22 protein-coding genes and 1 pseudogene are annotated in these 25,905 nt (G+C 48.3%); 9 read left to right on the forward strand and 14 right to left on the reverse strand.

The window, feature by feature from the left end:
• The first annotated feature begins 69 nt into the window (after positions 1-69).
• Positions 70-855: a substrate-binding periplasmic protein gene (locus H141_RS20080; protein ID WP_019676130.1), complete on the forward strand. Its 786-nt coding sequence runs from the start codon at positions 70-72 to the stop codon at positions 853-855.
• Positions 856-947: 92 nt separating this feature from the next.
• On the opposite strand, the gene H141_RS0110035 is transcribed toward H141_RS20080, so the two are convergent.
• Positions 948-1,649, reverse strand: coding sequence for an alpha/beta fold hydrolase (locus H141_RS0110035; protein WP_019676131.1), 702 nt, complete (start codon positions 1,647-1,649; stop codon positions 948-950).
• Positions 1,650-1,749: 100 nt separating this feature from the next.
• Positions 1,750-2,205, reverse strand: a pseudogene (locus H141_RS21870) (DUF924 family protein).
• Between the two features lie 22 nt (positions 2,206-2,227).
• On the opposite strand from H141_RS21870, the gene H141_RS0110045 reads away from it, so the two are divergent.
• A complete protein-coding gene (locus H141_RS0110045) occupies positions 2,228-2,647 on the forward strand; it encodes a glutaredoxin family protein (RefSeq protein WP_019676134.1) in 420 nt (139 codons plus the stop codon).
• Between the two features lie 6 nt (positions 2,648-2,653).
• Here H141_RS0110045 and H141_RS0110050 read toward each other — a convergent pair whose 3' ends face one another.
• On the reverse strand, positions 2,654-3,886 hold the full coding sequence (locus H141_RS0110050) for an FIST signal transduction protein (RefSeq protein ID WP_019676135.1): 1,233 nt from the start codon (positions 3,884-3,886) through the stop codon (positions 2,654-2,656).
• A 177-nt stretch (positions 3,887-4,063) separates the two neighbouring features.
• Here H141_RS0110050 and pbp4b point away from each other — a divergent pair, with 177 nt between their 5' ends.
• Entirely contained in the window at positions 4,064-5,698 is a 1,635-nt protein-coding gene (gene pbp4b, locus H141_RS0110055) for a penicillin binding protein PBP4B (protein ID WP_019676136.1), read from the forward strand.
• Positions 5,699-5,701: 3 nt separating this feature from the next.
• Here pbp4b and H141_RS0110060 read toward each other — a convergent pair whose 3' ends face one another.
• Entirely contained in the window at positions 5,702-7,471 is a 1,770-nt protein-coding gene (locus H141_RS0110060; RefSeq protein ID WP_019676137.1) for an ABC transporter transmembrane domain-containing protein, read from the reverse strand.
• Positions 7,472-7,654: 183 nt separating this feature from the next.
• On the opposite strand from H141_RS0110060, the gene H141_RS0110065 reads away from it, so the two are divergent.
• Positions 7,655-8,407, forward strand: coding sequence for a class I SAM-dependent DNA methyltransferase (locus tag H141_RS0110065; protein ID WP_019676138.1), 753 nt, complete (start codon positions 7,655-7,657; stop codon positions 8,405-8,407).
• A 66-nt stretch (positions 8,408-8,473) separates the two neighbouring features.
• On the opposite strand, the gene H141_RS0110070 is transcribed toward H141_RS0110065, so the two are convergent.
• The 8 genes from H141_RS0110070 to H141_RS0110105 all read right to left on the reverse strand — a co-directional run bounded on the left by H141_RS0110070 (position 8,474) and on the right by H141_RS0110105 (position 14,159).
• The gene (locus H141_RS0110070) at positions 8,474-8,881 is read right to left on the reverse strand and encodes a type 2 periplasmic-binding domain-containing protein (RefSeq protein ID WP_019676139.1); all 408 of its coding nucleotides are present in this window, start codon (positions 8,879-8,881) and stop codon (positions 8,474-8,476) included.
• 25 nt (positions 8,882-8,906) lie between these two features.
• A complete protein-coding gene (locus H141_RS0110075) occupies positions 8,907-10,046 on the reverse strand; it encodes a porin (RefSeq protein WP_019676140.1) in 1,140 nt (379 codons plus the stop codon).
• Positions 10,047-10,313: 267 nt separating this feature from the next.
• On the reverse strand, positions 10,314-10,823 hold the full coding sequence (locus H141_RS0110080) for a GNAT family N-acetyltransferase (RefSeq protein WP_019676141.1): 510 nt from the start codon (positions 10,821-10,823) through the stop codon (positions 10,314-10,316).
• Between the two features lie 22 nt (positions 10,824-10,845).
• Positions 10,846-11,055, reverse strand: coding sequence for a helix-turn-helix transcriptional regulator (locus H141_RS0110085; protein WP_019676142.1), 210 nt, complete (start codon positions 11,053-11,055; stop codon positions 10,846-10,848).
• Positions 11,052-11,498 (reverse strand): hypothetical protein, encoded by a 447-nt coding sequence (locus H141_RS0110090; protein WP_019676143.1) that lies wholly within the window; start codon positions 11,496-11,498, stop codon positions 11,052-11,054. Before H141_RS0110090 ends, H141_RS0110085 begins: the two co-directional genes overlap by 4 nt.
• Positions 11,499-11,648: 150 nt before the next feature.
• Positions 11,649-12,164, reverse strand: coding sequence for a SixA phosphatase family protein (locus H141_RS0110095; RefSeq protein ID WP_019676144.1), 516 nt, complete (start codon positions 12,162-12,164; stop codon positions 11,649-11,651).
• Positions 12,151-12,705 (reverse strand): GNAT family N-acetyltransferase, encoded by a 555-nt coding sequence (locus tag H141_RS0110100; RefSeq protein WP_019676145.1) that lies wholly within the window; start codon positions 12,703-12,705, stop codon positions 12,151-12,153. Before H141_RS0110100 ends, H141_RS0110095 begins: the two co-directional genes overlap by 14 nt.
• 83 nt (positions 12,706-12,788) lie before the next feature.
• A complete protein-coding gene (locus H141_RS0110105) occupies positions 12,789-14,159 on the reverse strand; it encodes a ribonuclease J (RefSeq protein ID WP_019676146.1) in 1,371 nt (456 codons plus the stop codon).
• A gap of 387 nt (positions 14,160-14,546) precedes the next feature.
• Between H141_RS0110105 and H141_RS0110115 the strand changes: the two genes are divergently transcribed.
• From H141_RS0110115 to H141_RS0110130, 3 genes are all read left to right on the forward strand, one after another.
• Positions 14,547-16,970 carry a TonB-dependent receptor domain-containing protein gene (locus H141_RS0110115; RefSeq protein WP_019676148.1) on the forward strand — a complete coding sequence of 808 codons (2,424 nt, stop codon included), beginning with the start codon at positions 14,547-14,549 and terminating at the stop codon, positions 16,968-16,970.
• Positions 16,971-17,137: 167 nt separating this feature from the next.
• A complete protein-coding gene (locus H141_RS0110120; RefSeq protein ID WP_019676149.1) occupies positions 17,138-18,163 on the forward strand; it encodes a LacI family DNA-binding transcriptional regulator in 1,026 nt (341 codons plus the stop codon).
• A gap of 216 nt (positions 18,164-18,379) precedes the next feature.
• Positions 18,380-19,606 carry an MFS transporter gene (locus tag H141_RS0110130; protein WP_019676151.1) on the forward strand — a complete coding sequence of 409 codons (1,227 nt, stop codon included), beginning with the start codon at positions 18,380-18,382 and terminating at the stop codon, positions 19,604-19,606.
• Between the two features lie 182 nt (positions 19,607-19,788).
• Here H141_RS0110130 and H141_RS0110135 read toward each other — a convergent pair whose 3' ends face one another.
• Positions 19,789-21,729 (reverse strand): alpha-amylase family glycosyl hydrolase, encoded by a 1,941-nt coding sequence (locus H141_RS0110135; RefSeq protein WP_019676152.1) that lies wholly within the window; start codon positions 21,727-21,729, stop codon positions 19,789-19,791.
• Positions 21,730-21,963: 234 nt separating this feature from the next.
• Between H141_RS0110135 and H141_RS0110140 the strand changes: the two genes are divergently transcribed.
• Together H141_RS0110140 and katG are read left to right on the forward strand one after the other, a co-directional pair.
• On the forward strand, positions 21,964-22,911 hold the full coding sequence (locus H141_RS0110140; protein WP_019676153.1) for a carbohydrate kinase family protein: 948 nt from the start codon (positions 21,964-21,966) through the stop codon (positions 22,909-22,911).
• A gap of 158 nt (positions 22,912-23,069) precedes the next feature.
• A complete protein-coding gene (gene katG, locus H141_RS0110145) occupies positions 23,070-25,331 on the forward strand; it encodes a catalase/peroxidase HPI (protein ID WP_019676154.1) in 2,262 nt (753 codons plus the stop codon).
• A 107-nt stretch (positions 25,332-25,438) separates the two neighbouring features.
• Here katG and H141_RS0110150 read toward each other — a convergent pair whose 3' ends face one another.
• Positions 25,439-25,879 carry a potassium channel family protein gene (locus H141_RS0110150; protein ID WP_019676155.1) on the reverse strand — a complete coding sequence of 147 codons (441 nt, stop codon included), beginning with the start codon at positions 25,877-25,879 and terminating at the stop codon, positions 25,439-25,441.
• Positions 25,880-25,905: the final 26 nt, after the last annotated feature.

Genomic DNA, 25,905 nt, shown 5'->3' on the forward strand with positions numbered 1-25,905 from the left:
TGTCATTCGGTTTTGCCATCAAAACGTACTTTCGTTAATTGGCCAGTCCTTAAATTAGAGTGGGGCATTATGCAAACCACCGGAATTGTTACCCGCACAAATAAAGGTGCGAAGTATTTGCTGTTAGCCAGCATGTGGATACTCGGGTTTAGTGGCGATATTAAAGCACAAACCCTGCGTATCGCCGTGCCCGATTACCCGCCTTATACTTACGTACAGGACAAAAAAATTGCAGGCGAAGGTTTTGAGGCCTTTGATAGCATTATGGCTGAGCTCGGCGTTGCCTACCGCGCAGAGGCGGTGCAGCACTTTGGTCGCTCGTTAATTGATATGGAAAATAACCTGCTTGATGCCTTACTACTGGCAACCGAAAGCCCGGAGCGCAGTGCGCTTGCCGAGTATTCTGCTCCATTATTTTTTACCGACTGGGCCTGGGTGTGGCTGACAAATCGGCAAGATATTAAGCCGGATAGCGAACAGTTTAAACAAACCGCTGTCGTCTCTGCACAAATGAACAGCAATATTTATCGCTGGTTAGCGCTGCAGGCATATCAGATCACCCCGGGAACCAGTGATATCAGAGGGTTGTTTAACCTGCTGAACCACGGCCGGGTCGATGCCATTATGCTACCTGCTTTAACCGCAACCACGGTAATCAACAACAACCAGCTGGATAAAACCCGCTACAAAATCCATAAACATATTCAACTGCCCTATGGCATTTACATCAGCAAAGCCTATCTTGTCGAAAATCCGGAATTTATGACAAAACTTAACGAGGCTATCGCACAGTACAATGCCAACATATCGGCAGCAGCAAAAAGTAAAGCCAAAACCGCGTCCCCGGAAAATTGACGTTCAACTGAGATAAACCATATACAACATAGTTGCAAAAACAGGCTTTGCTGTCGCAAAGCCTGTTATCTCTGGATGCTGCTTGAATGGGGTTATTTAATTAAGTTGTACTGTTGCGCTGCAGTATCCGTTTGCAGACCAAAATGGCCTAAAGCGAAGGTATAAGTGGCGTTTTCACCCCAGATACGGCTGCTGTGCACGCCATAGACCAGACAGCTGCCGCTGGAACATACCACTTGATCAATATTGCTTTTAATTGAATAAACCCGCTGACCAAACCGCACCCCGTAAATACTGTCTAAAAATGGGCTGGAAACAGACAGACCTGCACTGCCGCAGGTAGAATTCCAGACATTAAACGGATATACACCACAGCTTAACAAGCCCCGAAAAGCACCCGCAACGCCAACAAAAGCATCAACCTGTGAAGCAACACCCAGCTTGTCTATTTGCTGTGCAGCCAGGGTTGCGCCCATTGAGTGGCCAATAACATCAATTTTACCGGTGCAAGAGTTATTAAGGGCCGAAATGATGGCATTGCGCACCGGTGTTTCCTCACTGCCGTTGTGATCATTGCAGGCGGCACAGGTTTTTGAACCCCAGTTTGGCCGGTAAATGTCGGCTGCCTGGTAACCTTTGCTGCGCAAATAATTGTAGGTATTGTTCCAGCTACTCGGGCTGGCTGTATTGCCATGCACCAGCACGACGGCATCAACACAGGCTTGCACTTTGGCAGCTAACATCAGCGCCACACCGGCGCTCAGTAACAGTAAGATTTTTTTTATTGTTGTCATCAGTAACTCCTTGGTTAGGTCACCGACAACATAGACAGCTGCTTAAATTTCAACCATAACACTTTAGTGCTAACACCAGGCCCGGGCCCATTGCTGCCGGCTAAAAGCCGGAGCCGGGCTGCTTTAAAAATTCAAGTTCTTCGTTGGTTGATGCTCTGCCCAAAATGGCATTACGATGCGGATAGCGGCCAAAACGAACAATAATCTGTTTATGCTTTAGCTCAAACTAGTAATTGCTATCCGGCGCATGTTCCCGGTAAAGCTGTTCGGCCAGAGTATGGATAACCTTCGACTCACTATGCATATAAGGTAATAGCAAGAAGCTGCGTTGATCTGCCGTTAGTTGCTTTAGCGCTCCGGCAGCTACAGCTTCCTGCGCTAATGCTAACGCCATAGCATCCTGCGCAAAGGCCGCTGCAGTATCACGAAAAATATTGCGGGAAAACTGATCGAGCACAATAATTTCGGCTAAGCGGCCGCTGGCATTAGTATCACTGCTTAATATGTCGGCAGCTAGGCTGCTGTAACAGGATAATGGTACACTGTCCGGGCAAATTTACTAACCTGCAGAGAGAGCAATGCGTTTGTTTATCCGTTTATTTTTTCGTTTAATCCGGCTGATTTTAACCCCTTTTATGCTACTGACAGAATGGCTGACCACTCCCAAAGCTATGATACGAAGCCCGGAGCAACAGGCTGAGGTTAATGCCGCTTGCCAGCAATTGGCGTTATATCAGTTTTCAGCCTGCCCGTTTTGTATAAAAGTACGTAAAGAAATGGCCCGGCTGGGGCTTGATATAGAAAAACGCGACGCCCGGCACAACGCATCGCACAGGAACGACCTGCAAAATGGCGGAGGCCGGGTGAAAGTACCCTGCCTGCGGATTACCGCGACCACCTCTGAAACTGCTCCTGAACGTACCGGGCAATGGCTATATGAATCAGACGATATAATCCGCTATTTGCGCCAGCGGTTCGCTGGTAATACGCCGACATAAAAAGCGCTATCTGGTTAAGATAACCAGCACGCCACTCCAGTCTAAGCCCCGGCTTTTGCCAGCCTGGGGCGCAATTTCTACCCCGCAATAAAACCCCAGCAACGGAATTCTGGCTTCATTTAATAAGCGCTGCACTTCCCTGGCGTCTTCCTGATCAGGCTCATTTGCCGAGGCCGGATCAAAGCGGGCGATGCGGCCAGCGCAATCCATATAAAGCGCAAACAACGGTTGCCTGCCTTCCTGTTTTATTTGTTTGAGCAACGCTTCTGTGCTGGTTCTGGCAGACGCTCTGCTCAGGGCCGGACTGCGGCGCATTAACTGAATTTGCATGCCCTCGTGCAGATCGGGCTCAAATAAAATAATGCCTTCGTCATTAGGTAATACGCCGCTGACCAGGCGATTACTGAAATCGTGCTCAACCGATATACCTGCTGTATTGTTTGGGATCCCCAGACAAAGCTGGCTTACCGGTGAACGACTTCGCCAGTTGCTATTGCCATAAGCCTGATCAATAACCTGCACGGCTGGTTTGCCATCAAGCGTATATAAAAACTGACCGAAAATACCGGTTATGGTGTAGCGCTGACTGCTTAATGGCTGACAACCATGCATGACCCCAATGTAACAGCGTAAATTGCCACCAAACACCAGTGCGCTGGCACTTTGCTGAGCAATGCTTTTACCACAGAATTGCTGGGTATGACCAAAGCCATGATCGCCAAGCAAGCCGGCACCGGCAATCGGCACTGCCGCTTTTAAATTCAGCTCTAAGCCCCTTAACAGTGGTGCAGAGGGATTCATTACCGGCGCCACATTTGCTGAGCCGGAAAACTTAATGGAATCGTAAAGCAATAATAACAAACTGGCGTCAGGCATCACCGGTAGCGCTGCAGCTAATTGCTCACCGGCATTAAACGGGCTGTTAAATAAGCCAGTGGCTACTGCCATCTGACAATAATTATCCTGGAACTTTAATACCGCAACAGCAGCCGGATTGCCCTGATAGGACAAATGCCAGTTGGTGATAACACCGATAGCAGAGCCACCAAATATATTGACATCCTGTCCCAGCACTGCACGCAGGCCGCGGTAAAAAGCCTGATGATCCAGGGCGCCACTGCAAAACGCCAGTACCAAATCTGCCTCGGCAAAAGCTGCTTGCGCCAAAGCACTTTGCGCGGCTTGTTTACCCGCAGCAAAGGCATCGTCACAATTACTGTATCCTAATCCAACTTTCATAATCCCTCATACTGCTGGCAAATTCGCTTTTCCAGAACGGTTACGAATATTACACAGTATTAACTATTGCAGGAATAACTTAAACAACAAGATTTCGGGTTTTTACACTAACTTGGTATAGTGAATCCATTCTGAACAGATAACATGTTTGCGGCCCACCGCCGTCAAGGTACTCAGATGCGGTTTATTTTCCTCCTGATGTTACTGACACTGACCAGCTGTGCAACTGCGCCTTTCGCAGTGCATTATCCGCCGGCACAACTGTTAACTGCTGCCGAGCAACTGGCGATGGCAGAGCAAGCTGGCCAGCACTTTGTGCAGTGGCCAGAGCAGCGTAGTAGCCGGCAAGGTGTCAATAACCGGCGCTTGTTTAGCAGCTGGCAGGGCCAGGGCATTCTGTTAATTGACCTGCAACAGGCAGAGGCAGCAACGATAGCGATCAACGGCCAGCCGCTCCGTCTGCAGCGGCCAGCGCATGGCCAACCTTTTAAAATTGACATTTCGCCCTATACCCGCAACGATAGTAACCAGTTACAGTTAGTATCATTACAGCCAGCGACAGCCCGGCTGACCATTGCAGTACCCTACCCCGAACTTAAGCAACAAGCGCAGCAAACCACCAAACATACCCGGAAGTTCAGTAAAGTTGATCAGCTAATCGCTGAAGAAGTTGCCGCTGGTTTTCCGGGCGCCGTGTTATTGGTGGTGAAAGATGGCCGGATCATTAAAGAAACCGCTTATGGTTATGCTCTGCGTTATCAGACAAACGGCAGCGAGCTGGCTAAACCAGAACCAATGCAAACCAGCACCTTATTTGATATTGCCTCTAATACCAAAATGTATGCAACAACCTATGCGGCGATGCAGCTGGTCAGCAGCGGCATGCTGGATATAAACCGGCCACTGACCGATTATTTGCCTGAGTATCTGGCTGATGGCCGCGAGCTACGCCTGGTCAGCGATTTGCTTTATCACACCAGTGGCTATGCACCAGAAGTGCATTTTCATCGCCCTGACAACAGCAATGGCCCGTTGTTTTACTCCCTTAATAAGGCCTATACCGACCAGTTGTTGCTTAGCCAGGTGCCATTTAGCGGTGACCGCGCGACAACAGCACGCTATAGCGATGTAAACTTTATGCTGCTGGGCCTGCTGATTGAACGCCTGACTGCCATGCCATTGGATCAATACCTGGAAAAGCAGTTTTACCGGCCACTTGGCTTAAATAATCTGATGTTTAATCCACTGCAACAAGGTGTAGCACCGGGCCGGATTGCTGCCACTGAACTTGATGGCAACAGCCGCGGGGGCCGGGTCAGTTTTCCGGCTAACCGGCAGGGTGTGCTGCGCGGCCAGGTCCACGATGAAAAAGCGTTTCATGCGTTGCAAGGGGTAGCCGGCCATGCCGGCCTGTTCGCCAGTGCCCGCGATCTGGCGGTACTTATGAGTGTGGTTGCCCAGCAAGGCGGTTATGGCTGGCAGCGCTTTTTCAGCCCGGCAGTGGTGCAACAATTTACCCGGCCATCAGGTTATGATCATCGCTTTGGCATGGGTTGGCGTACCGCCGCCGGCGGCGATTTAAGCTGGCATTTTGGCGCTTATGCCAGTAATTATGCCTATGGCCATACCGGCTGGACCGGCACGGCCACCCTGATCGATCCGGCGCATAATTTAATGGTGGTGCTGCTGACTAACAAAAAGCATAGCCCCATTACCGACAGTGGCACCAGCTATGAATTCGCGGGCGATAGTTTTGAAACAGGCCGCTATGGCACCATTATGACCCTGATTTACGAAGCTGTGCTGCAGTAGCCTTTAATCCGCACTATCGGCATTTAAAAACTGTAACTTCGCAAGCTGCTGATAAAGCGCACAGCTTTGCATCAGCTCGCTATGTGTACCTGACGCAATCAGCTGGCCTTTATCCAGCACCAGTATACGGTCGGCATGCAGCACAGTACTAAGCCGGTGGGCAATGATCAGGGTGGTTTTGCCCTGCATTAAATGCTCCAGCGCCTGTTTTACATAGTGTTCACTGGCGGCATCCAGCGCACTGGTAGCCTCATCCAGCAATAACACCGGCCGATCAGCCAGAATCGCCCGTGCTATGGCAATCCGCTGCTTCTGGCCACCGGATAACCGCACCCCACGTTCACCGAGCTGGCTTTGATAACCTTCTGCCAGCTGCTGAATAAACTCATCAGCTTCGGCAGCTTTACAGGCAGCAATTACCTCTTGTTCACTGGCATCAGGCCGGCCATACCGCACGTTTTCCAGTACACTATTGGCAAAAATCACCGCATCCTGCGGTACCAGCGCGAACTGCGACCGCAACGTCGCAGGATCAAAGGTACTGATATCGATGCCATCGAGTAAAATTCTGCCCGTCGGTAAATTGTAAAAGCGCTGCAATAACTGAAAGATGGTAGTTTTACCGGCGCCACTTGGCCCCACCAACGCCACCCGCTCAGCCGCGTTGATATGCAGCCTAAGCTGCTGCAATATTGGTTTGTCAGGTTGTTGCGGATAGTAAAAACTCACATCATCAAATAGCAGGCTACCGGCCACCGGCTCAGTTAACTGCGCCGGTGTAACCGGGGCGGTTATCTCTACCGGCATATTGGATAATTCAATAAGGCGCTCGGTTGCGCCAGCCGCCCGCTGAATTTCGCCAATAACTTCACTGATGGTAGCAACCGCTCCCGCGACCACCACAGCATAAAATAAAAAGGCCGTCAGCTCGCCGGCACTTATCCGGCCTGCCAGCACATCCAGCGCACCCGCCCAACCAACTAGGGTGACAGCGCTGATACTGAGCAGCATTACCAAACCAATTAGCAGCGCCCGATAAAAAATACGTTGCTTTGCCGCCGCCATAACCTGCTCAATTTTGCCGGCAAATAATTGCTGGTCCAGTGCTTCATGGCCATAAGCCTGCACGGTGTGAATTTCATGCAGGCTTTCATCCACATGGGCACCAATAACGGCCAGCCGGTCCTGACTGGCCCGGGCCATCAGTCGTACTTTGCGGCCCAATACCAAAATGGGTACCAATACCAGCGGCACAGCAATCATCACTAACCCGGTCATTTTCAGGCTGGTAAAGGCCATCATCAGTAAGCCGCCGATAGCGGTAACCCCGGATCGCAATGCCATCGAAAAACTGGAACCGACCACGGTTTGCAGTACCGTAGTATCAGCAGTAAAACGGGAAATCACCTCACCGGTGCGTGTTTCGCTATAAAAGGCCGGCGCTAGCCTCAGCATATGCCGGTAAACATGGTTACGAATATCAGCACTGACCCGCTCGCCCAGCCAGGTCATCAGATAAAAGCGGCAGAATACCGCTGTGGCGCTGACGCAGGTGATCAGTAAAATCAGCAGAATAATAGAATTTAAGCGAGCCCTGTTGCCGCTGACAAACCCTTCATCAACCAGTAAACGCACGCCCTGCCCCAGCGCCAGCCAGGCCAGAGCGCCAATCAGCAAAAACAACATAGCAGCGGCTACCCGCCAGCGATAAGGCGTTAAAAAACCAGCCAGCCACGGCAGTACTGCTGCGGTGCTTTCAGACGTTTTTAGCAAAATCTTGTCCTCGTTTAGCGTTAGACGTGTTCATTTTCAGAATAATAAGTCGATGCATACTAACCTGAGGCTGCGGCTGCAAAGTCGCATCATACTTGATTAACAAGGTAAGAAGTAGCTACGCAAACCCGCTGAATTGCTATATGATGCGCCACCAAAATTCCGTGCCACTAATGTGCTGCTATGATATCGACTAATGCTCTGTACACCGATTTATCAGGCTACTATGATTTAATGTGCTGTGATATCAATTACCTGGCACAAAGCAGCAGTGTACACCGGCTTAACAAAATGTTGGGCAACGGTAAGCACAGTCATCTTGATTTAGCCTGCGGCACCGGGCCACATATCCGGCATTTTATCGACTTTGGCTACCAAAGCAGCGGCCTGGATATTCACCAGCCGATGCTTGACCTGGCCCGGGCACGTTGTCCGCAAGCCAGCTTTATTTTGCAAAACATGGCTGACTTTACGCTGCAACAGCCGGTAGATTTAATTACCTGCTTTTTATACTCCATTCATTACAATGCCAGTATTGCCGCGCTGAAACACTGTTTTGCCAGCGTATACGCTGCGCTTACTCCAGGTGGGCTATTTGTATTTAATGCGGTGGATAAAGATACCATATGTAACCGTTCGGCAGTGCGCCACAGCACCTGGTTTGATAATAGCCAGTTTGTATTTGAATCGGCCTGGCACTACAGCGGCAGGGGTGAGCAACAGGCGTTAAAGTTAAGTATTGCCAAAACTAACGCTGCTGGTACCCAATTCTGGCAGGATCAGCATACCATGGTTGCTATCAGCTTTGCGGAATTACAAGCACTGCTCTGCCCGTACTTTGAGGTGCATATTCTGGCGCACGATTACGACAGAATAACAGTATGGGACAACGCAGCAGGCAATGCGCTGTTTGCTTGTGTAAAACGCGGCGCCTGAATACGTCGTACCAGGGTATAAACGCACTAAAGCGCCCGTTTTCATTACCACTACTTTATTGCCTGCTTATTCAATTTTCAGCAGCACTTTTACGCCGGATAGATCGGCAGTACTACTTACATAGCCAAGCAGATTAGGGTTACTGCTAACCAGTTTAACCATTTCAGCTTCAGTACTGACCTCTTTCGGAGGCGTACCTTTGCCGGTAAAAACCAATTTTGACCAATACGCTTTAATCTGGCTGGATGAGCGGCCCAGAGCCTTTTCGTCAAAACTTGTCCGTAATGCATTGGCATCACCAAGATTCAAAGGCAATGCTGATTCACCGTTTGCAAAACTACTACTCTTGCCGGTATACAACCGTTGCAGTTCTTCAACACTAACACTGTTGGTATTGCTTGAATGGCCGATAATGACAATGTCAGCATGCGCTGAGCCCATTAACACCATGCAAAATATAATGACAGCTTTCATAATTCTTCTCCGCCTGGTGTTAATGTTAAAAAATAAAATCATATGAAATAGCAGCTACAGTGCTGTTACCAACGAAATTATACAGTGACTTGTCTTGCAGCCGGTTAATTTGAGCTTTGATTGAACTGTTGTTGTTAATATCGTAGCGCAGCGTGAAAGACGTATCAGTAAAACGCTCTGGTTCATATAACTCAAGATTGTTTGACTTATCCCAGAATCTGGACCAACTGACAAAAGGTGTCCATTTGCCGTATCGGTAGCCGGCACCCACCATAGATGCCGGTGAGCGGATAGTTAAACCATCAGCTTTGTCTTCACGTTTGTTCAGATTCATTTCTGACAACACAAACCAATCACCAAAATCTGCATTTAAAGATAACCCCAACACGGTTTGGTCTGTAGGCGGGCTATAGAAAGCGTCGCTGTCTGGTCGCTCCGTAGTACTGTTCTCTGATGTCATATAAATAAGCCGTGCGGTAAACCAATCACGGTTCAGCTCAATGTCCACGCCACGGATTTTGTCCCATCTACTGTCTTGCGGCACGGAATCGTATAGCGAGTTGTAAGGTGCATCATCAACTGTTTCACTACCGGCATAGATGTTGGCAGTCATGCTCCAGTCAGAAAAATTTTCAGTGTAACGCAGGTTAGCACCGTTATAATTACTGGCTTCCCAGCCATACAGGGTTTGCGGCGGTCGTAACCAGATATAAGCAAAGCCAACATCCTGAAACTCAGAGTAGAAATACAAGGGAATACGCTTACGACCAGCCTGCAGGGTTAACTTATCCGTCAGATCATAAGATAAATAAGCCCACTCCAGGCTCAACTCACTGTCAACCGCACGTGCCATAACCTGAGTTACCAGCGACAACCTGTCGGTAAAATTGACGTTTAGCTGCGCACCTATTCGGCTCTCTTCCTGAATACTCCAGCCATCGTTACTCTGGTATATGCCGCCGTTATTGTAATCGGTAATAAAGCACGGACATTTGTAACTGACAAAGTCTGGATCAGCTACGTCACCTGAAAGCACTTTACCAACTGCCACCGTACCAAAACCGTTAAACTGATAACTAATTTCAGCTTGCAAAGGTGTAACCACTGCCACGCTAAAAACCGTTACACCAATACGTACTAAACTGATTTTGCTGCTTCGTTTCATGTTGACCTCTGTTAAAGCCGAAGGGGACACATAATTAAAACTAGCCGCAATGCACTCAATTGCAATATGTTTTCCTAATATAGTACTTAGTAAATGCAAAATTCCCTTTTATTACTTATTGTGTTACTTAAGGTATTAACATTAAGTCTTTTATATTCATTTTTGTCTTCTTATTCTATACAACCAGCAATCCCTCTTTGTGATAATCATCACAGTCCTGAACTATCTCAACTAAGCTGATATTATTTTTTAACTTGTTACTCTGCTTCAGACTAACTTTAGTTGCATGTAGTGTGCCTGCCCGGGCTGATAACTGGCCAGGGCGTTAATTGCCTTTACCGGCAGGTCTGACACGACAATAAATCCCTGACGTTGCCAGTAAGGTACCGAATCCTGTACTGCTACCAGCGCCAGTCTGGGCAATGCCAGGCGCTCGGCATACTCAATGGCTTGTTGCAGAAGTTTCGATGAGAGCTTCAGGCCGCGAGCCTGTGGGCTGACTGCCATATCATGCAAATATAAACAGTCTGGTGCTTTGCAGCAGGAAAATGGCGCGGCCAGTGGTGTTACTGCACCCGATACAGAGGGGTAGCTAAACAAATAAGCCTGAATGCCAGTGCCGACTGATTCTATAAGCCAGCAACTGGCAGGGGCTTGCTGCAACCGTTGCGACAGCAACTCATGGCTTTCAAATAATGCCTCGCCATAACAACTATCCTGCAAACATGCGACTGCGGTTAAGTCTTCAGCCTGCATTAACCGGATGGTGCCTGTCATACCTTATTTCCTTAGACTGGTGTTATTCCTGCCACTGAAATACCTGCTCCAGCGGCAGCTTAAATTCGGCGGCAATCCGGAACGCTACTTCCAGCGAAGGTGAATATTTACCGGCCTCTATTGCAGCGATGGTTTGACGGGTTACGCCCACCCGCTGCCCGAGCTCGGCCTGGGTCATCTCGCTCTGTAAAAAACGCAGCAACCTGATGTTATTGTTTATCGAGCCAGTCATGCTGCTTGCCTGCGATAACCCACTACCACCATCCCAAACTGTACCAGTTCCGCGAGGACTATCATAAACAAGGCGGAATTAACAATTTCCCAGCCACTGCTGGTAAACGGCATTATAACCCCCACCAGGATCATACCGGTTATCAGCACATAGTAGGCAGCAGACACCGAGCGTTGTTTTATTGCAATGTCACGCTCATCAGCTGGTACCTTTGAATCAAGCCGGTTGTTACGCCGTAATACAATATGACCAATAACTAAAATCGTTACCTGCACCGCCGCGGTTATCGCGTAGCCAGCCAGCTGGCGCAGATCAGGCAGCGGCTTTTCCGGAAAATAGCCACTAGCCACCAGGGTAAAATAAGGGCCAAAGGTAAACAGCATTGCCAGCATTGATAGCCAGGCGACCTTTTCACGATACGGCATCGTCTCCCGCTCAGACATCTCACTCTCCTTGATTAAATATAAACTTAATGACTATCAGAACAAACCAAATGATATGCAAAAATAACTCAATGTCAAACATATTTAACATGCAAAGTAAAAATAGTGCTAAAGCAGAAGAATCGAAGTGCTCAGGTTAAGCTTTAGGCTTTATCGCTTGCTCACAATAAGTTGGCCGCAGACAAAGGGTTGCCGGCGCAGAGTAACGCTACCCTGCTCGCCCAGTTGCACCTGATATAGCATGTTGTATTGCTGCTCTGTTAACGGCGCCATCTCAATGCCACTTAACAATGTCACCAGTTGCGGCACGGTATTGCTATGGCCAACAATCAATACCGGCTGAGTGTAAGCTGTCAATTGCTGCTGTAACTTCGCTGGCTTTCCCGGATCGTAACTTATTACCTGCAGTTGTTTGCTATTGGCCACCGCGGCAGCGGTTTGTTGGGTGCGCTGATAAGGCGTGGCATACACCGCTTGCAGTGGAATGTCGCTAAAATACTGCGCAAGGGCGGCAGCTCTTGCCTGGCCGCATTTTGATAACGCCGGATCTTTGCTACTATCCTGCTTTTCGGCATGGCGCACCAGATAAATGGTATTGGCACTTACCTGCAGCGCAAGCAGGCAGGTTGCTGCGCCAACCCATGGTAAAAATTTAGCTATTTTCATTGATTTTCTTCCTATACAGCACCGCATCCACTTCACCAAGCGCATCCTGATGTAAATAACGCTTGATAAACTGCATACCTAATTTACGCATTACCCCAATGGAGCCGGCATTATCCGGCATAGCAATAGCCGATAAATAGTTAACAGCAGGATTATTGGCTGTTACTGCAAGAGCAACAGCTTCGGCCGCCTCGCTGGCATAGCCCTGGCCCCAGTATCGCCGCATAAAACGCCAGCCCAGTTCGACATCATCCTCACTTGGCGTTGCGGTATTAAACCCCATTGGCCGGATCAGCACCCACCCCAGATAAGTATTATCTTCAACCCGGCGTATCTGCCAAATCCCAAAGCCTCGTGCAGGGTTGCGATACTGGGCCATCCGGGGCAGAAATATTTCGGTAATTTGCTGCATAGAGGTACGTTTACCGCCATTCAGATAACGCATAACCTCTTCGTCCTGGTCAACTTCGAATAACAGCTCTGCATCCTGCTCCGTTAACAAAGTAAAACTCAGCCGTGGGCTGGAAGGTATGGCAAACATACTGGTAAATCCCTTACACAAAATAGTATTTCAAGGTAACCAAAAAGAATTACCATCACAATTTTAAATTTCAGGCTGACTGGCTAATGCTCTACCGCAATTCTGCCAGTTGCAACCGCTTGTGACCAAACCCGCGGCTGTGGCGCCAGCACAAATAAGTCACCGTTGTGACCAGTGAGCTGTTGCGGCACACCCGCGAGGCGGGCGACCTGAGCATTGGCCTGCATATGATCAGCTTCGCCATGCACCGGAATAGCGAGAGCGGGCTTGACATAGCGGTAGAGCAAGTCGAGCTCACCCTGGTTCGGGTGGCCCGAAACATGAATGAGCTCTGAGCTATCAGCGCTTTGCAGTGTGCGCACTTTAAGCACCTTCAACTGCTCAATCAATCTGCCAACCAGCATTTCATTGCCGGGAATAAGGATCGAGCTAAACAACACCAAATCATTCTCTTCCAGCAGTAAGTGTGGATGCCGATGCTGTGCCAGCCGGCTGAGGGCTGCTCGCGGCTCGCCCTGACTACCGGTCGCTACCACCAATACTTCGTTAGCCGGCAAATAGCCAACATGTGAAGGTTCAATCAGCGGAATATCGTCAGGCCAATATCCACAAGCCCTGGCAGCGCCCACCATATTCTCCATGGCCCGGCCAAATAAAGCTAAATAGCGGCCGGTGCGCCTGGCAATATGGCCCAGGCTAATCAGCCGGCCAATGTTACTGCTAAAGCCCGACACTACCACCCGTTGTTTCTCATTGCGAATAACCTGATACAAGCCCTGATAACAGGCCGTTTCAGATTCTGAAAAGCCCGGTTTCAAGGCATTGGTTGAATCACAAACCATAGCAGTAACATTGTGCCCGGCCAGTCGCTTAAATACCTGTGGTTTAAAAGGCTTACCTGTAATTGGTGTCTTGTCTATTTTCCAGTCGGCGGTATGAAATACCTTACCGACGGCGGTACTAATCAGCAGCGCCTGTGGCTCAGGGATGGAATGAGTGATATTGAGCCAGTTAATTAAAAAAGGGCCAATGTTGCAGGTACCACCGGGTAGAATTTCAATAATGGGCATGTCCTGCGATAAGCCACTGTTAGCAATTTTCCGACGTAAAATCTCGGCAGCAAAAGGTGTGCAATATACCGGGCAGCCAAAACGAGGCCACAAAAATGGCAGGGCACCGATATGGTCTTCATGGGCGTGGCTGATAATAATGCCAGCCAGTAGTTCTTTGCGCTTGGCTATAAATGCCGGATCGGCCGCCTGCACTTCCGCAGTTATCGGGCTGGCTGTTGGCTGCAGCGGGTTGTAAAAAGTCACACCGCAATCGACCATTAACCAGCGGCCGTCATGGCCGTACAGGTTCATATTCATGCCTATTTCGCCACAACCACCCAGCGGTAAAAACCACAAATCTTTCGGGCCGGGTAATAACTCTTCAGGTAAGTGAGCAGTCAAAACAGCATCCTTTGGCTGATAAAGGGAGGTATTGTACGCAGCAAAGCAGCAAACAGCACAGTGAAACCACAACAATTAAGCATTTGGCAAGAAATAAACCTGTTTAGTTATTAACCAGACTTGACGTTGATAATTTTTAGAGGTAAAACGTTTAAGATGATTCGAACGACGAAATTAACAACAGTAGCGAGTAACTGCTGTTAAGCGCTTTCGAAACATAAATACGTTAAAAAACCAACGATATTTAGCAATCAACGCAATTGCTTTTGCCCAATTATAGTAATATTAAAATTAACGATGTTCATTCGACCTTTAACTAGACCTACAAGCTTAAACGATTAAGCGACTTAAAATGACATTAATTCGGATTGACGAGGGTAACAACAGATGAAAACACGAAATTTAAATCGTTCCTGCCTGGCACTGGCCGTAAGCCTGGCAATAAGCAGCACCACTGCAATTGCACAGCAAACTGACAATGAGAACGACGTCGCAGCAGAAGCTTCAGCCAGCACAGGTCTTGGTTTTGAGCGTATTTTAGTAACCGGGGCTGTGTCACGTAATCAGTCGGTTATGCAATCAAGTGTCTCCGTCAGCACTCTGACATTTGAAGACATAGATGTCTCCAGTCCACGCTCTACCGCTGAGATCTTCCGGATGTTGCCCGGTGTAAGAAGCGAATCTACCGGCGGCGAAGGTAATGCGAATATTGCTGTACGCGGCCTGCCCGTTGCCGCAGGCGGCGCCAAGTTTTTAACCTTACAGGAAGATGGTTTACCGGTGTTGCAGTTTGGCGATATTGCCTTCGGTAATGCAGACATTTTTGTCCGGGCAGATTCCACCATGGCCAGATTAGACGTAATTCGTGGCGGCTCAGCCAGCACCGCAGCCAGTAATTCACCAGGTGGTATCATTAACTTTATCAGCAAAACCGGCGAACACCAGGGTGGCAGCATTGCCATCAGTTCAGGCCTAAATTACGACCAGTTCAGAACTGACTTTGAGTTCGGTGGTGATATTAACAATGACATGCGTTTTCATTTTGGTGGCTTTGTCCGTCAGGGTGAAGGCGTTCGCGACCCGGGCTATCAGGGTGAGCGTGGCTACCAAATCAAAGCCAATGTGACAAAAGAATTCAGCGCTGGCTATGTCAGAGTTTATGCAAAACATCTGAACGACCGCGCAGCCAGTTATATGCCAATGCCAATGTATGCCGATGGCAGCTCAGTCCCAGGCTATGATGCGCAAAAAGACACCTTACAATCGGTTTATTTAACCCAAACCGTACGGTTAAATGGTGACAATCAAATCTCCCGCGGTGATGTACGCAACGGTATGAATCCGAAAGTCGACAGTTTTGGAATTGAAGCCCAATTTGATTTAGATGAAAACTGGACCTTAGACAATCGTTTCAGAATTAGTGATGTCAGTGGCAATTTCATTACCCTGTTCCCTGCTGAAGTGGGCAACGCGCAGGGCATTGCAGACAGTATTGCCGGAAATAACTCGACGCTTACTTATGCAGTAGGCCCCCAGGCTGGCCAGAACTACACGGCAGCAGACGCTATGCGGATCCATACCTTTGATGTTGAAATCAATGACTTTGGCTCCATGGTAAATGATCTTAAATTGGCAAGAAGTTTTGGCGACGTCGATGTCACCTTTGGTTATTACATGGCTGATCAAACTATCAGTATGTCATGGCTATGGAACTCGTACCTGATGGCCCTGAAAGGCAATAATGCTGAACTATTAAATGTTAACGCCGCGGATGGGACTGCTTTCTCAGAACAAGGCCAGCTGGCGTATGGCGTTCCTTTCTGGGGCAACTGCTGTCAACGTAACTATGACACCCAATACAGTACAACAGCGCCCTATATTAACGTTGGCTGGGCGTTTGGTGACTGGTCACTTGATGCCAGTGTAAGACGGGATAACGGCAAAGCCACCGGTACTTATGCCGGTGCTTCGCAAAGCAGCCGCGATATGAACAACGATGGCGCTATCAGTCAAATTGAGCAAAGTGTATCCGGTATTGATTTAGCCAACCCGCAACTGGTCAATTACAGCTGGGGTTACAATTCATATTCTGCCGGTGCTAATTACCAGTTCAATCGCGACTGGGCAATGTTTGGCCGGATTAGTAAAGGCGCCCGCGCTAATGCTGACCGCCTGTTGTTTGGTAAAGTTAATGCTGATGGCTCAGTAGCACGTGAAGATGCCATTGACGAAGTAAAACAATATGAAATTGGTAGTAAAAGCCGCCATGGCAACCTTAACTTGTTTGCCACCTTGTTTTTTGCTGAAACCGATGAGCAAAACTTTGAAGCTACAACTCAGCTCTTTTTCGACCGGGTTTATAAAGCTAAAGGTATCGAGTTAGAAAGTAGCTACCGTATCGGCGACTTTGATTTCCGTGGTTCAGTAACCTTTACTGACGCTGAAATCAGCAGTGATGCGTTAAACCCAGATGTCGTTGGCAATACGCCAAGGCGCCAGGCAGATATGATCTATAGCTTACTGGCACGTTACACCATGGATAACGCTCAGGTCGGTATTAGCCTGGTTGGTACCACTGATTCTTATGCTCAGGATAATAATGACTTAAAATTCAGCGGTTATACTCAGCTTAACGCTTTTGCAAATTATGAACTGGCAGAAAACCTGACCCTTTCTCTGAACGTTAATAACCTGTTTGATACCATTGGTATTACTGAAGCGGAGCAAGGCAGTGTTCCAGAAAATGGCATTATCACGGCGCGCACTATTAATGGCCGCACTGCCTCAGTTGGTTTGCGTTATCAGTTCTAAACTACGTTAAGCCATCATCTGATAGCGGTTGCAAAAGCAGCCGCTTTTTCTGCTATCAACCCTTATCCCATCGCTCGCAACAATAACCCTTAACGTTTAAGTTCAACTGTATTAAAGTGCTTGTGGAATTATTGATTAGAACTATTCGCATAAGGATTAGTTAATACATGGCGAACGTTACGCTTAAGTCATTGGCAAAACACCTTGGTGTGTCAATTGCTACCGTGTCCAATGCATTTAACCGCCCGGATCAACTATCTGCTGATCTGAGACGCCATATTTTAAAAGAAAGCGAAAAATTGGGCTTTACCGGCCCGAATGCTACCGCACGAAGCTTACGCACAGGTCGCTCAGACATGATAGCTATTTTATTGTCTGACACCCTGGAGTATTCCATTAGTGATCCGGTAGCAAACCAGCTAATCAAAGGCATTGCTGAAGTACTGCAGCAACAGGGCAAAGATATGCTGCTGTTGTCGGGCAGCAAAGCGGTTCACAGCACCGCTGAAGCACTACCTGACGGTTTTATTATTTATGGCAGCCCTAAAAATCACGAACAACTGGAGCGCGTTTTCCAAAGCGGCAAGCCGATGATTAGTGTTGATTGTAACTTAACCGGCATGGGCTCAGTTAACATCGATAACTATCGCTACGCTTATGATATTGCCCACTATGCCCTGCAGCAGCAAGCTGGCAAGGTTGCAGTACTGGGCCTGCGCTTACTTGATTCAAACCGGGTTTGCCGGATGCAAAGCCACGAGCTGTATGATCAAAATGAAGCCATCTCCCGCCGTCGACTTGATGGTTATCTGGCGGCCGCTGCTGATTTAAACCGTGAACTCAGTGCCGAGCAAATCTGGCATATACCGGTTAACAACCATCACTATGCAGAAATTGCAGCACGAGAAGCACTGACCCAACACCCGAGGCCAACATTGCTGTTGTGTATGAGCGACCGGATTGCGCTTGGTGCAATGAGTGTAGCCAGACAACTCGGTTTAAAGATCCCGGAAGATTTAAAGCTGGTTGGTTTCGATGGTATTGAAGAAGCTGAGCGAGCTTATCCTGCCCTGACGACTGTTGCTCAGCATAGCGATGAAAAAGGCCGCACAGCAGCCCGTATGATACTGGCTGGTGATGTGCAGCAGGACATATTACTCGAGTGTGAATTAAGGCTACGCGCCAGCTGCTAACAACATAAACTGATTAACCAGCAACTTTTGTGTTCATTTTTCGAACTCCCGCTTGATACTTAAACGTTTAAGGTGTAATTTTAAAGCATGGTTTTTTGCCAAACCAGCGATAACCAACAACATCAAAACCACCATAAAGTGGTAGCCAGAAAATAATGATTGTACTGGCATTATAAAACTGACGGGCAACATGCCTGCTAAAGACAGGGTAACAACATGCAACAAACACCAATAACGGCCACAGCTGTGGTAACTGAGCACACCTATACCCAGGTAAAGTGGATGACTTGCCTGATGTTCTTTGTTTTTGCTATGACCACCGATGCAGTAGGTGTAATTATACCGGAAGTGGTTAAGCAGTTTGATCTCAGCCTGACCCAGGCCGCAGCCTTTCACTATGTACCAATGGTTTTTATTGGTTTATCTGGCTTATTTCTGGGGCAACTGGCTGATCAGTTAGGTCGCAAAAAAATCATCTTATTTGGCCTGTTTATTTATACCCTGGCCTGTTTCGCTTTTGCGCTTAACCAGAGCTTTTACTTTTACATGCTGCTGCTGGGCTTATGTGGCTTAAGCATCGGTTTATTTAAAACCGGTGCCCTGGCCCTGATCGGAGACATTAGCCCCAATACCCTTAGCCATACCCGCCTGATGAACCGGGTAGAAGGTTTTTTTGGCTTGGGCGCTATTGTCGGCCCTGCACTGGTGGCCATTTTACTGATGCTGGATATGGCCTGGGAGCAGCTCTATCTGGTCGCGGGCTTAATTTGCGCCATTTTGCTGATTATTGCCTGGCGCATGGACTATCCGGCTTATGTTACCCAGCCCAAAACGTCTATCTGGCACTGTCTGAAACTGGCCAAAAATCCTTATGCATTGGGTTTTTCACTGGCCATAGCCTGCTATGTCGCAACCGAAGTCGCGGTGTTTGTCTGGCTGCCAACCTTGCTGCAACAATACGACGGTCAATATACGTTGCTGGCAGCACATGCCATCACCGTATTTTTTATCCTACGCACCGTTGGTCGTTTTTTAGCCGAATGGTTGTTAAGCCTTTTTAGCTGGACTATTTTGTTGGCCTGGTTCAGCACTGCCATTGCGCTGTGTTTTGTATTGAGCATGATTCAGGGTGTAGCCTGGGCATTGTGGCTGATGCCGCTTTCCGGTTTGTTTATGTCAATGATGTACCCAACACTTAATTCCAAAGGCATCAGTTGTTTCCCCCGGCATCAGCATGGCGCAGCAGCAGGTTTAATTTTAGCTTTCACCGCATTAGCCGCAGCACTTGGCCCGCTAATGATGGGAATTGTCGGTGATATATTTGGTGATGTGCGCTATGGGTTTTACCTGGCAACGGGCTTTGCGCTAATTATGACAGTCGGTTTGTGGTGGAATCACTTGGTAAACCCTGCAGAGCAACAACTGCAAAAAATGTCACATTAGGTTGTTGTATAAAATGTTGTTTTATAAAAGGTTGTTGTATAAACTTTTTTTGTAAACCTGTATCTCTCCTGTTTAGCCCCGCCCCGCGGGGCTTTTTTTGCTTATGCTAAGGCAATTTTATTAACAACAAAAAAGCCGGCAACGCGTTCTAGCAGATGCCGGCTTTAGCTGCTTGTTTAAATTCAATTTATGGCGCTTAACCACACTACCTGGTAAGGCTTTAAATTAATGCTTTGGCCATCAAACCGCTGCCCCGTTAATTCGTCACGCCATTTGCCGGCTGCTAAGCCAGCATACAGCTGGTCAGACTCACTAAAATTCACTACACAAAGTAAGCGTTGCATGTCAGCCTGGCGCTGGTAGACAAACAAATGGGGGTTACCGCTTGCTAAAATTTCTGTGCTGCCCTGGCCTAACACCATCAAGCCAGCTCTAACTTTAACCAGATGCTGTAACTGCTGATAAATACGTCCGGACAAACTCGCAGGGTCTTTCGCTGCTAACAGCTGTTGCTCAGACATTTTAACCCGGTTCACCCAGCGGCTATCATCCTGTTTAGCCGGGTCTTGCTGGTAGCTGTAATCATTTAACAAGCCTAACTCATCACCCATGTAGAGTAGCGGCAGGCCTCCAATACTTAAAATTACGCTATTTAACACAAAAATTCGCGCCAGCGCCTGCTCAAGCTGCAGCTGCTGCTGCACGTCATCTGAATTCTGTAGCGCTTGCTCTACCCCGGTAAGTGAGGCCAGCATACCGGTAACGCGACAATCCCCGGTAACAGGGTTTTGCTGAAATGGCACACCAGTGGCAAAACTTCCGCTAAACTGGCCGGTATAGAACTGGTTTAAAAACTGCCGGTGATGCTCAGGGTTAATCCCCAATTGCCAGGCCACATTGTCATCAAAGGTCCAGCCAATATCATCATGACAACGAATATAGTTTACCCAACTGCAATGTGGATTTATCGCAAAGCGCCGTTGCAATGATTCAGTCAATAAACGGGTTTTACGGGTGGCCAGACTATTCCACAACAACGCCATCAACAAAGGATTATATGACAGCTGACATTCTTCGGGCGAAATGTATTTTACCACCTCATCCGGATGCACTATCGCTTCAGACTTAAACTGTAATGCCGGTGCAGCGATCCGGGCGACCGCATTGAATGCTTGAATTAACGTATGCGCTTTTGGCAGGTTTTCACAATTAGTACCAGCCTCTTTCCAAACAAAAGCCAGGGCGTCTAACCTTAGTACCGCTGCCCCCTGATTGGCCAGAAATAACATCTCTTCGGCCATGGCATTAAATACCGCCGGATTGGCGTAATTTAAATCCCACTGAAAGCTGTTAAAGGTGGTCCAGATCCAGCGCTGTGCGCCAGGTTCAAACGTAAAACAGCCGCGACGGATCTCAGGGAAAATTTCACGCAACCATGGCGCATATTGCTCACGCTCCTGTTCGCTAAAAAAGAAATAAAACTGCTGGTAATCTTTATCACCCGCTTTGGCTTTTTGCGCCCAGCGATGCTCATCCGAAGTATGATTAAACACGAAGTCAAGCACCGGCCGGATACCATGCAGATGCAGCTGTTGCATTAACTTAGCCAGCTCTGGCATGCTGCCCAGCGCCGGCATCGTTTTACGGTAATCAGACACAGCGTAACCACCATCGCTATTGGGCTCTGGTGCTTTAAACAGGGGCATCAGGTGCAGGTAGTTAATTCCGGTTTGCTTTAAATAAGGAATACGCTCAGCCAGACCGGCAAAATTATCAGCAAATAAATCGACATAACAGGCAGAGCCTAAAGCATTCTGATGTTTATGCCAGTCTTGTGGCTGCTCATCCTCAGCCAGCAAATAGTCAGGCCGCTGCAAAACAGCTTTAGCCAATACCTTTAACAGCTGCTCAAGATAATAATAACTGTCAAACCGCTCACCATACAGCGGCAGATATAACTGCAGCAATGCAGGTAAATGCGCTTTTAAACGAGCTTCAAACAGCGGCCAGTTGTGTTTGGCTACCGCCTTCAGAGAAGAGCTGTAACGTTTAAGTAGATCGCTGGAAAAATTAGCCAGCTCGACAGGGTCATGCTGTAATTCTGATAAGCTTCTCTGGGCCATCTGTCTGTTCCTCCCACTTGCATTAACCACTATATTTGCTTTATTTAAGCTGCAATGCAAGTAGATAAGAAAAAAACAGCTGTTTTTTTGGCCGGAATATTTACAATATTCACCCTATGGAGTAGCCTGAACTTAAACATTTCAGATCAATCAACTAAATTTTAGTTATTGGCTATGCTTGTCGTAGATAATATCTGATATTTGAAAACCTTTATTTCATCCCGGGAGACTTATATGCCATTACCCGTATATTGCTTTGGAGAAGTTTTGATCGACTTCTTACAAGACCCGAAACAGCCGGGGTTGTTTCGTCGCTTTGCTGGTGGTGCGCCCGCGAATGTTGCCGTTGCCGTAGCAAAATTGGGCGGTCAAGGGTGCTTTGTGGGCATGCTGGGCGCTGATATGTTTGGTGAGTTTTTGCTGTCAGAACTTGGCCAATACGGCGTGGACTGCCATGCCTGCGCCACCACCAGTGAGGCAAAAACAGCGCTGGCATTTGTTGCATTAAATGACGAAGGTGACCGCAGCTTTTCGTTTTACCGGCCGCCGGCAGCAGACCTGCTTTATACTATGGCGCATTTGCCGGACGGTTTCTGGCAGGCCCCTGCCATTCTGCACTTGTGTTCTAATAGCCTGACAGATAAAGCAATTGCGGATACGAGTTTTGCCATGGTAGCGCAAGCTCATAAACATGGCTGGTTGGTGTCGGTCGATGCTAATTTACGCCATAACCTGTGGCCGAATGGCAAAGCGGACATAAATCTGGTATCCCAGTTACTGCAGCAGGCCGATATCATTAAACTCAGTGATGATGAGTTGAATTACCTTGCACAGCAACAGGACCCAACAAGCTGGCTTTTGCAACTGCAGGCTAAACGCAATAGTTGGTTAGTCGTTACAGCTGGTAGCAATGCAGTAAACAGCTATAGCAAGCATATCTTCAGTTTACCTGTCTCTGCCGTTAAGGTGGTCGATACGACAGCAGCCGGTGATGCTTTCGTTGGCGCCTGGCTTTATCAGCTTAGTCAGCAGTTATCTGAGCAAGCCTGGCCGGCATTATTGCAGGACGAGATCAAACAAAAACTGCTACTGAGCAAAGCGATTAAAGCAGGTTCACTCACCTGCCAGCACTTTGGTGCTTTTACTTCACTACCTACCCGCTTAGAGTGGGAGTCAAATTAGTTTACACAGATGGTTTCGGCTATTCCAGCCATCTTCCAATCGAGTATATTGATTAAGACAATCGTTTTATTTCACATAAAACTATCACAGACTTACTATACTATTTTCATTGTTACCTGCGTAACAAAAACCAACGGTAAATTAAAAGGACGGGAATAATGAAAAAAAATCTTAATAAAACACTCCTGGCTGGCATGATGAGCATGCTGCTGGCATCAGGCGCCGCTTTTGCCAACGAGCCACAAAAACCTGAAATGGCCAAACCGCAAGGGGCTGTTGCTACAGGCGCAGCCAAAGGCACGGCTGCAAGAAATAATCAGTTTTGGTGGCCAAATCAACTTGATTTAACACCACTGCGTGATCACGATGCACGATCTAACCCCTATGGCGCCAACTTCAGTTACGCTGATGCCTTTAGCAAACTGGACCTGGCCAAAGTGAAACAAGATATCAATGCGCTGCTTACCGAATCACAAGATTGGTGGCCAGCCGACTTTGGCAATTATGGCCCGTTTTTTATCCGTATGACCTGGCACAGTGCCGGAACCTACCGCACGCTGGATGGCCGTGGCGGCGCTGGTGGTGGCCAGCAACGTTTTGAGCCTCTGAACAGCTGGCCGGACAACGCAAGCCTGGATAAAGCGCGGCGTTTACTCTGGCCGGTAAAACAGAAATATGGTGAAGCACTGTCATGGTCAGATTTAATGGTGCTGGCCGGTAATGTGGCGCTGGAGAACATGGGTTTTCAAACTTACGGTTTTGCCGGTGGCCGGGCGGATGACTGGGAACCCGATATGGTGTACTGGGGACCAGAAGTGGAAATGCTGGCCAGTGACCGGCAAGATGCCGATGGTAAGTTACAACGCCCACTGGGCGCCACTCACATGGGCCTGATCTACGTTAACCCGGAAGGGCCAAGAGGTGTACCAGACCCACTGGGCTCAGCTAAAAACATCCGGGTAGCCTTCGAGCGCATGGCGATGAACGATGAAGAAACCCTGGCATTAATTGCCGGCGGCCATACTTTCGGCAAAATGCATGGCGCGCACAAACCAGCAGATTGCGTGGGTGCCGAACCCGCTGCAGCAGGTATTGAAGAGCAAGGTTTCGGCTGGAAAAATAAATGCGGTAAAGGCCATTCCGAAGATACCGTCACCAGCGGCCTGGAAGGCGCCTGGACCCAGGCTCCAACCCGTTGGACCTCGCTGTATTTAAGCAATCTGCTTAACTTTGAATGGAAGCAAACCCGCAGCCCGGCCGGTGCTATCCAGTGGATACCAACTGATGAGTCGCTGCATAAAGTCGTACCTGATGCGCATATTGAAGGCAAGTTTAACCCGCCGGTGATGACCACAGCCGACCTGGCGCTGAAGTTTGACCCGGAATATCGCAAAATTGCCGAGCGCTTCTTAGCTGATCCGGAAGAGTACCGCTTAGCCTTTGCTAAAGCCTGGTACAAATTAACCCACCGTGACATGGGCCCGCCGCGTAACTTCTTAGGTAGCGAAGTACCAAAAGACGTGCTGCTATGGCAAGACCCGATAGATCAAAAAACCGAGTCTACTATTAATGAGCGGGATGTTAAAAACCTTAAAGCCAAAATTTTAGACACCGGTTTAACTGTGCCGGAACTGGTGCGCGTCGCCTGGGCATCAGCTGCCAGCTACCGCAACAGCGATATGCGTGGCGGTGCCAATGGTGCCCGGCTTGCGTTAATGCCGCAAAAAGATTGGGCGGTAAATAACCCGGCTGAAACCGCTAAGGTACTTGAAGCCCTGAAAGGTATTCAGACTGACTTTAACAAAAACAGAAGAAAAGTATCACTGGCTGATTTAATTGTACTCGGTGGTGCGGCTGCCATTGAAAAAGCAGCTGAAGATGCTGGTTACAACATTACCGTGCCATTTAAACCTGGTCGGGGTGATGCCACGCAGGAAATGACTGATGTTAATGCTTTCAGCTTGCTGGAATTGACGGCGGACGGTTTCAGAAACTACTTTGATGCTGCTGCCAGCTATAAGTCACCAACAGAAATGCTGGTTGATAAAGCAGACCAGCTGGACCTGAGTGTGCCGGAAATGACGGTATTGATTGGTGGCTTGCGGGCACTGGATGCCAATTATCAGGGCACCAGGCATGGCGTTTTTACCGATAAACCCGGCACCTTAAACAACGACTTCTTTGTTAACTTGCTGGATATGTCCACAGTGTGGAAAAAATCGGCTACTGACGGAGTCTATGAAGGCTTTGATCGCAAGTCAGGTAACAAAAAATGGTCAGCAACCCCGGTCGATTTAGTGTTTGGTTCAAACTCGGAGTTGCGCGCAGTTGCCGAAGTGTATGCTTTTGACACGTCGAAACAAAAGTTTGCTGACGATTTTGTTAAAGCCTGGACTAAGGTCATGAACCTGGACCGCTAAGCTGTAATGTTGACAAACCCAAAGGGCCTGCGGGCCCTTTTTTGTTGCCCCGCCATGCTATGTTTCTTTAATTTATATGAAGCCGGGAAGCATGGCTCAGCACAAGTTTAGCTATTTTTTAAATTACGGCTATTCCAGTCCCGCTGCATTTCAAAAAACAAAAATGATGCCGTCCAGGTAATTAGCACCAGCCCGGTCAGCGACTCAATACCGGTTAAATATCTCAGCTCACCTAACGGCGCAATATCACCAAAACCTACTGTGCTATACACCGTAAAGGAAAAATAAACGCAATCCATTACGCTGCCATCAAAATTGCCACTAAGCTCGCCCCAGCCATCAGCGTTGTGCATAAAGTAATAGGCCAGGGCAAACACCCAAATCTCCAGCGTATGCGCAACCAGCGCACCAAAAACCCCCACCACAATCCGGTAGCGGTGTTTAATGTTCAGTTTTGGAATATTAACCGTCAGCCGGTACAAAAACTCGTAATGAATGGTAACCACAATCGCGACAATCACACTGTTTAACAGCCACACTGAGATCATTCTATTGTCCTCCAACTAATCGGCTG

The sequence above is a fragment of the Arsukibacterium perlucidum DSM 18276 genome, assembly GCF_000382165.1.
Lineage (GTDB): Bacteria > Pseudomonadota > Gammaproteobacteria > Enterobacterales > Alteromonadaceae > Alishewanella > Alishewanella perlucidum.

Bases quoted from the DNA above. Each gene is read 5' to 3' on its own strand.
- H141_RS0110075 (WP_019676140.1), bottom strand. From the start codon at position 10,046: ATGAAACGAAGCAGCAAAATCAGTTTAGTACGTATTGGTGTAACGGTT.
- H141_RS20080 (WP_019676130.1), top strand. From the start codon at position 70: ATGCAAACCACCGGAATTGTTACCCGCACAAATAAAGGTGCGAAGTAT.
- H141_RS0110115 (WP_019676148.1), top strand. From the start codon at position 14,547: ATGAAAACACGAAATTTAAATCGTTCCTGCCTGGCACTGGCCGTAAGC.
- H141_RS0110090 (WP_019676143.1), bottom strand. From the start codon at position 11,498: ATGTCTGAGCGGGAGACGATGCCGTATCGTGAAAAGGTCGCCTGGCTA.
- H141_RS0110050 (WP_019676135.1), bottom strand. From the start codon at position 3,886: ATGAAAGTTGGATTAGGATACAGTAATTGTGACGATGCCTTTGCTGCG.
- H141_RS0110080 (WP_019676141.1), bottom strand. From the start codon at position 10,823: ATGACAGGCACCATCCGGTTAATGCAGGCTGAAGACTTAACCGCAGTC.
- H141_RS0110070 (WP_019676139.1), bottom strand. From the start codon at position 8,881: ATGAAAGCTGTCATTATATTTTGCATGGTGTTAATGGGCTCAGCGCAT.
- H141_RS0110150 (WP_019676155.1), bottom strand. From the start codon at position 25,879: ATGATCTCAGTGTGGCTGTTAAACAGTGTGATTGTCGCGATTGTGGTT.
- H141_RS0110100 (WP_019676145.1), bottom strand. From the start codon at position 12,705: ATGTTTGCCATACCTTCCAGCCCACGGCTGAGTTTTACTTTGTTAACG.
- H141_RS0110035 (WP_019676131.1), bottom strand. From the start codon at position 1,649: ATGACAACAATAAAAAAAATCTTACTGTTACTGAGCGCCGGTGTGGCG.
- H141_RS0110140 (WP_019676153.1), top strand. From the start codon at position 21,964: ATGCCATTACCCGTATATTGCTTTGGAGAAGTTTTGATCGACTTCTTA.
- H141_RS0110045 (WP_019676134.1), top strand. From the start codon at position 2,228: ATGCGTTTGTTTATCCGTTTATTTTTTCGTTTAATCCGGCTGATTTTA.
- H141_RS0110095 (WP_019676144.1), bottom strand. From the start codon at position 12,164: ATGAAAATAGCTAAATTTTTACCATGGGTTGGCGCAGCAACCTGCCTG.
- H141_RS0110065 (WP_019676138.1), top strand. From the start codon at position 7,655: ATGATATCGACTAATGCTCTGTACACCGATTTATCAGGCTACTATGAT.
- pbp4b (WP_019676136.1), top strand. From the start codon at position 4,064: ATGCGGTTTATTTTCCTCCTGATGTTACTGACACTGACCAGCTGTGCA.
- H141_RS0110135 (WP_019676152.1), bottom strand. From the start codon at position 21,729: ATGGCCCAGAGAAGCTTATCAGAATTACAGCATGACCCTGTCGAGCTG.
- H141_RS0110130 (WP_019676151.1), top strand. From the start codon at position 18,380: ATGCAACAAACACCAATAACGGCCACAGCTGTGGTAACTGAGCACACC.
- H141_RS0110120 (WP_019676149.1), top strand. From the start codon at position 17,138: ATGGCGAACGTTACGCTTAAGTCATTGGCAAAACACCTTGGTGTGTCA.
- katG (WP_019676154.1), top strand. From the start codon at position 23,070: ATGAAAAAAAATCTTAATAAAACACTCCTGGCTGGCATGATGAGCATG.
- H141_RS0110085 (WP_019676142.1), bottom strand. From the start codon at position 11,055: ATGACTGGCTCGATAAACAATAACATCAGGTTGCTGCGTTTTTTACAG.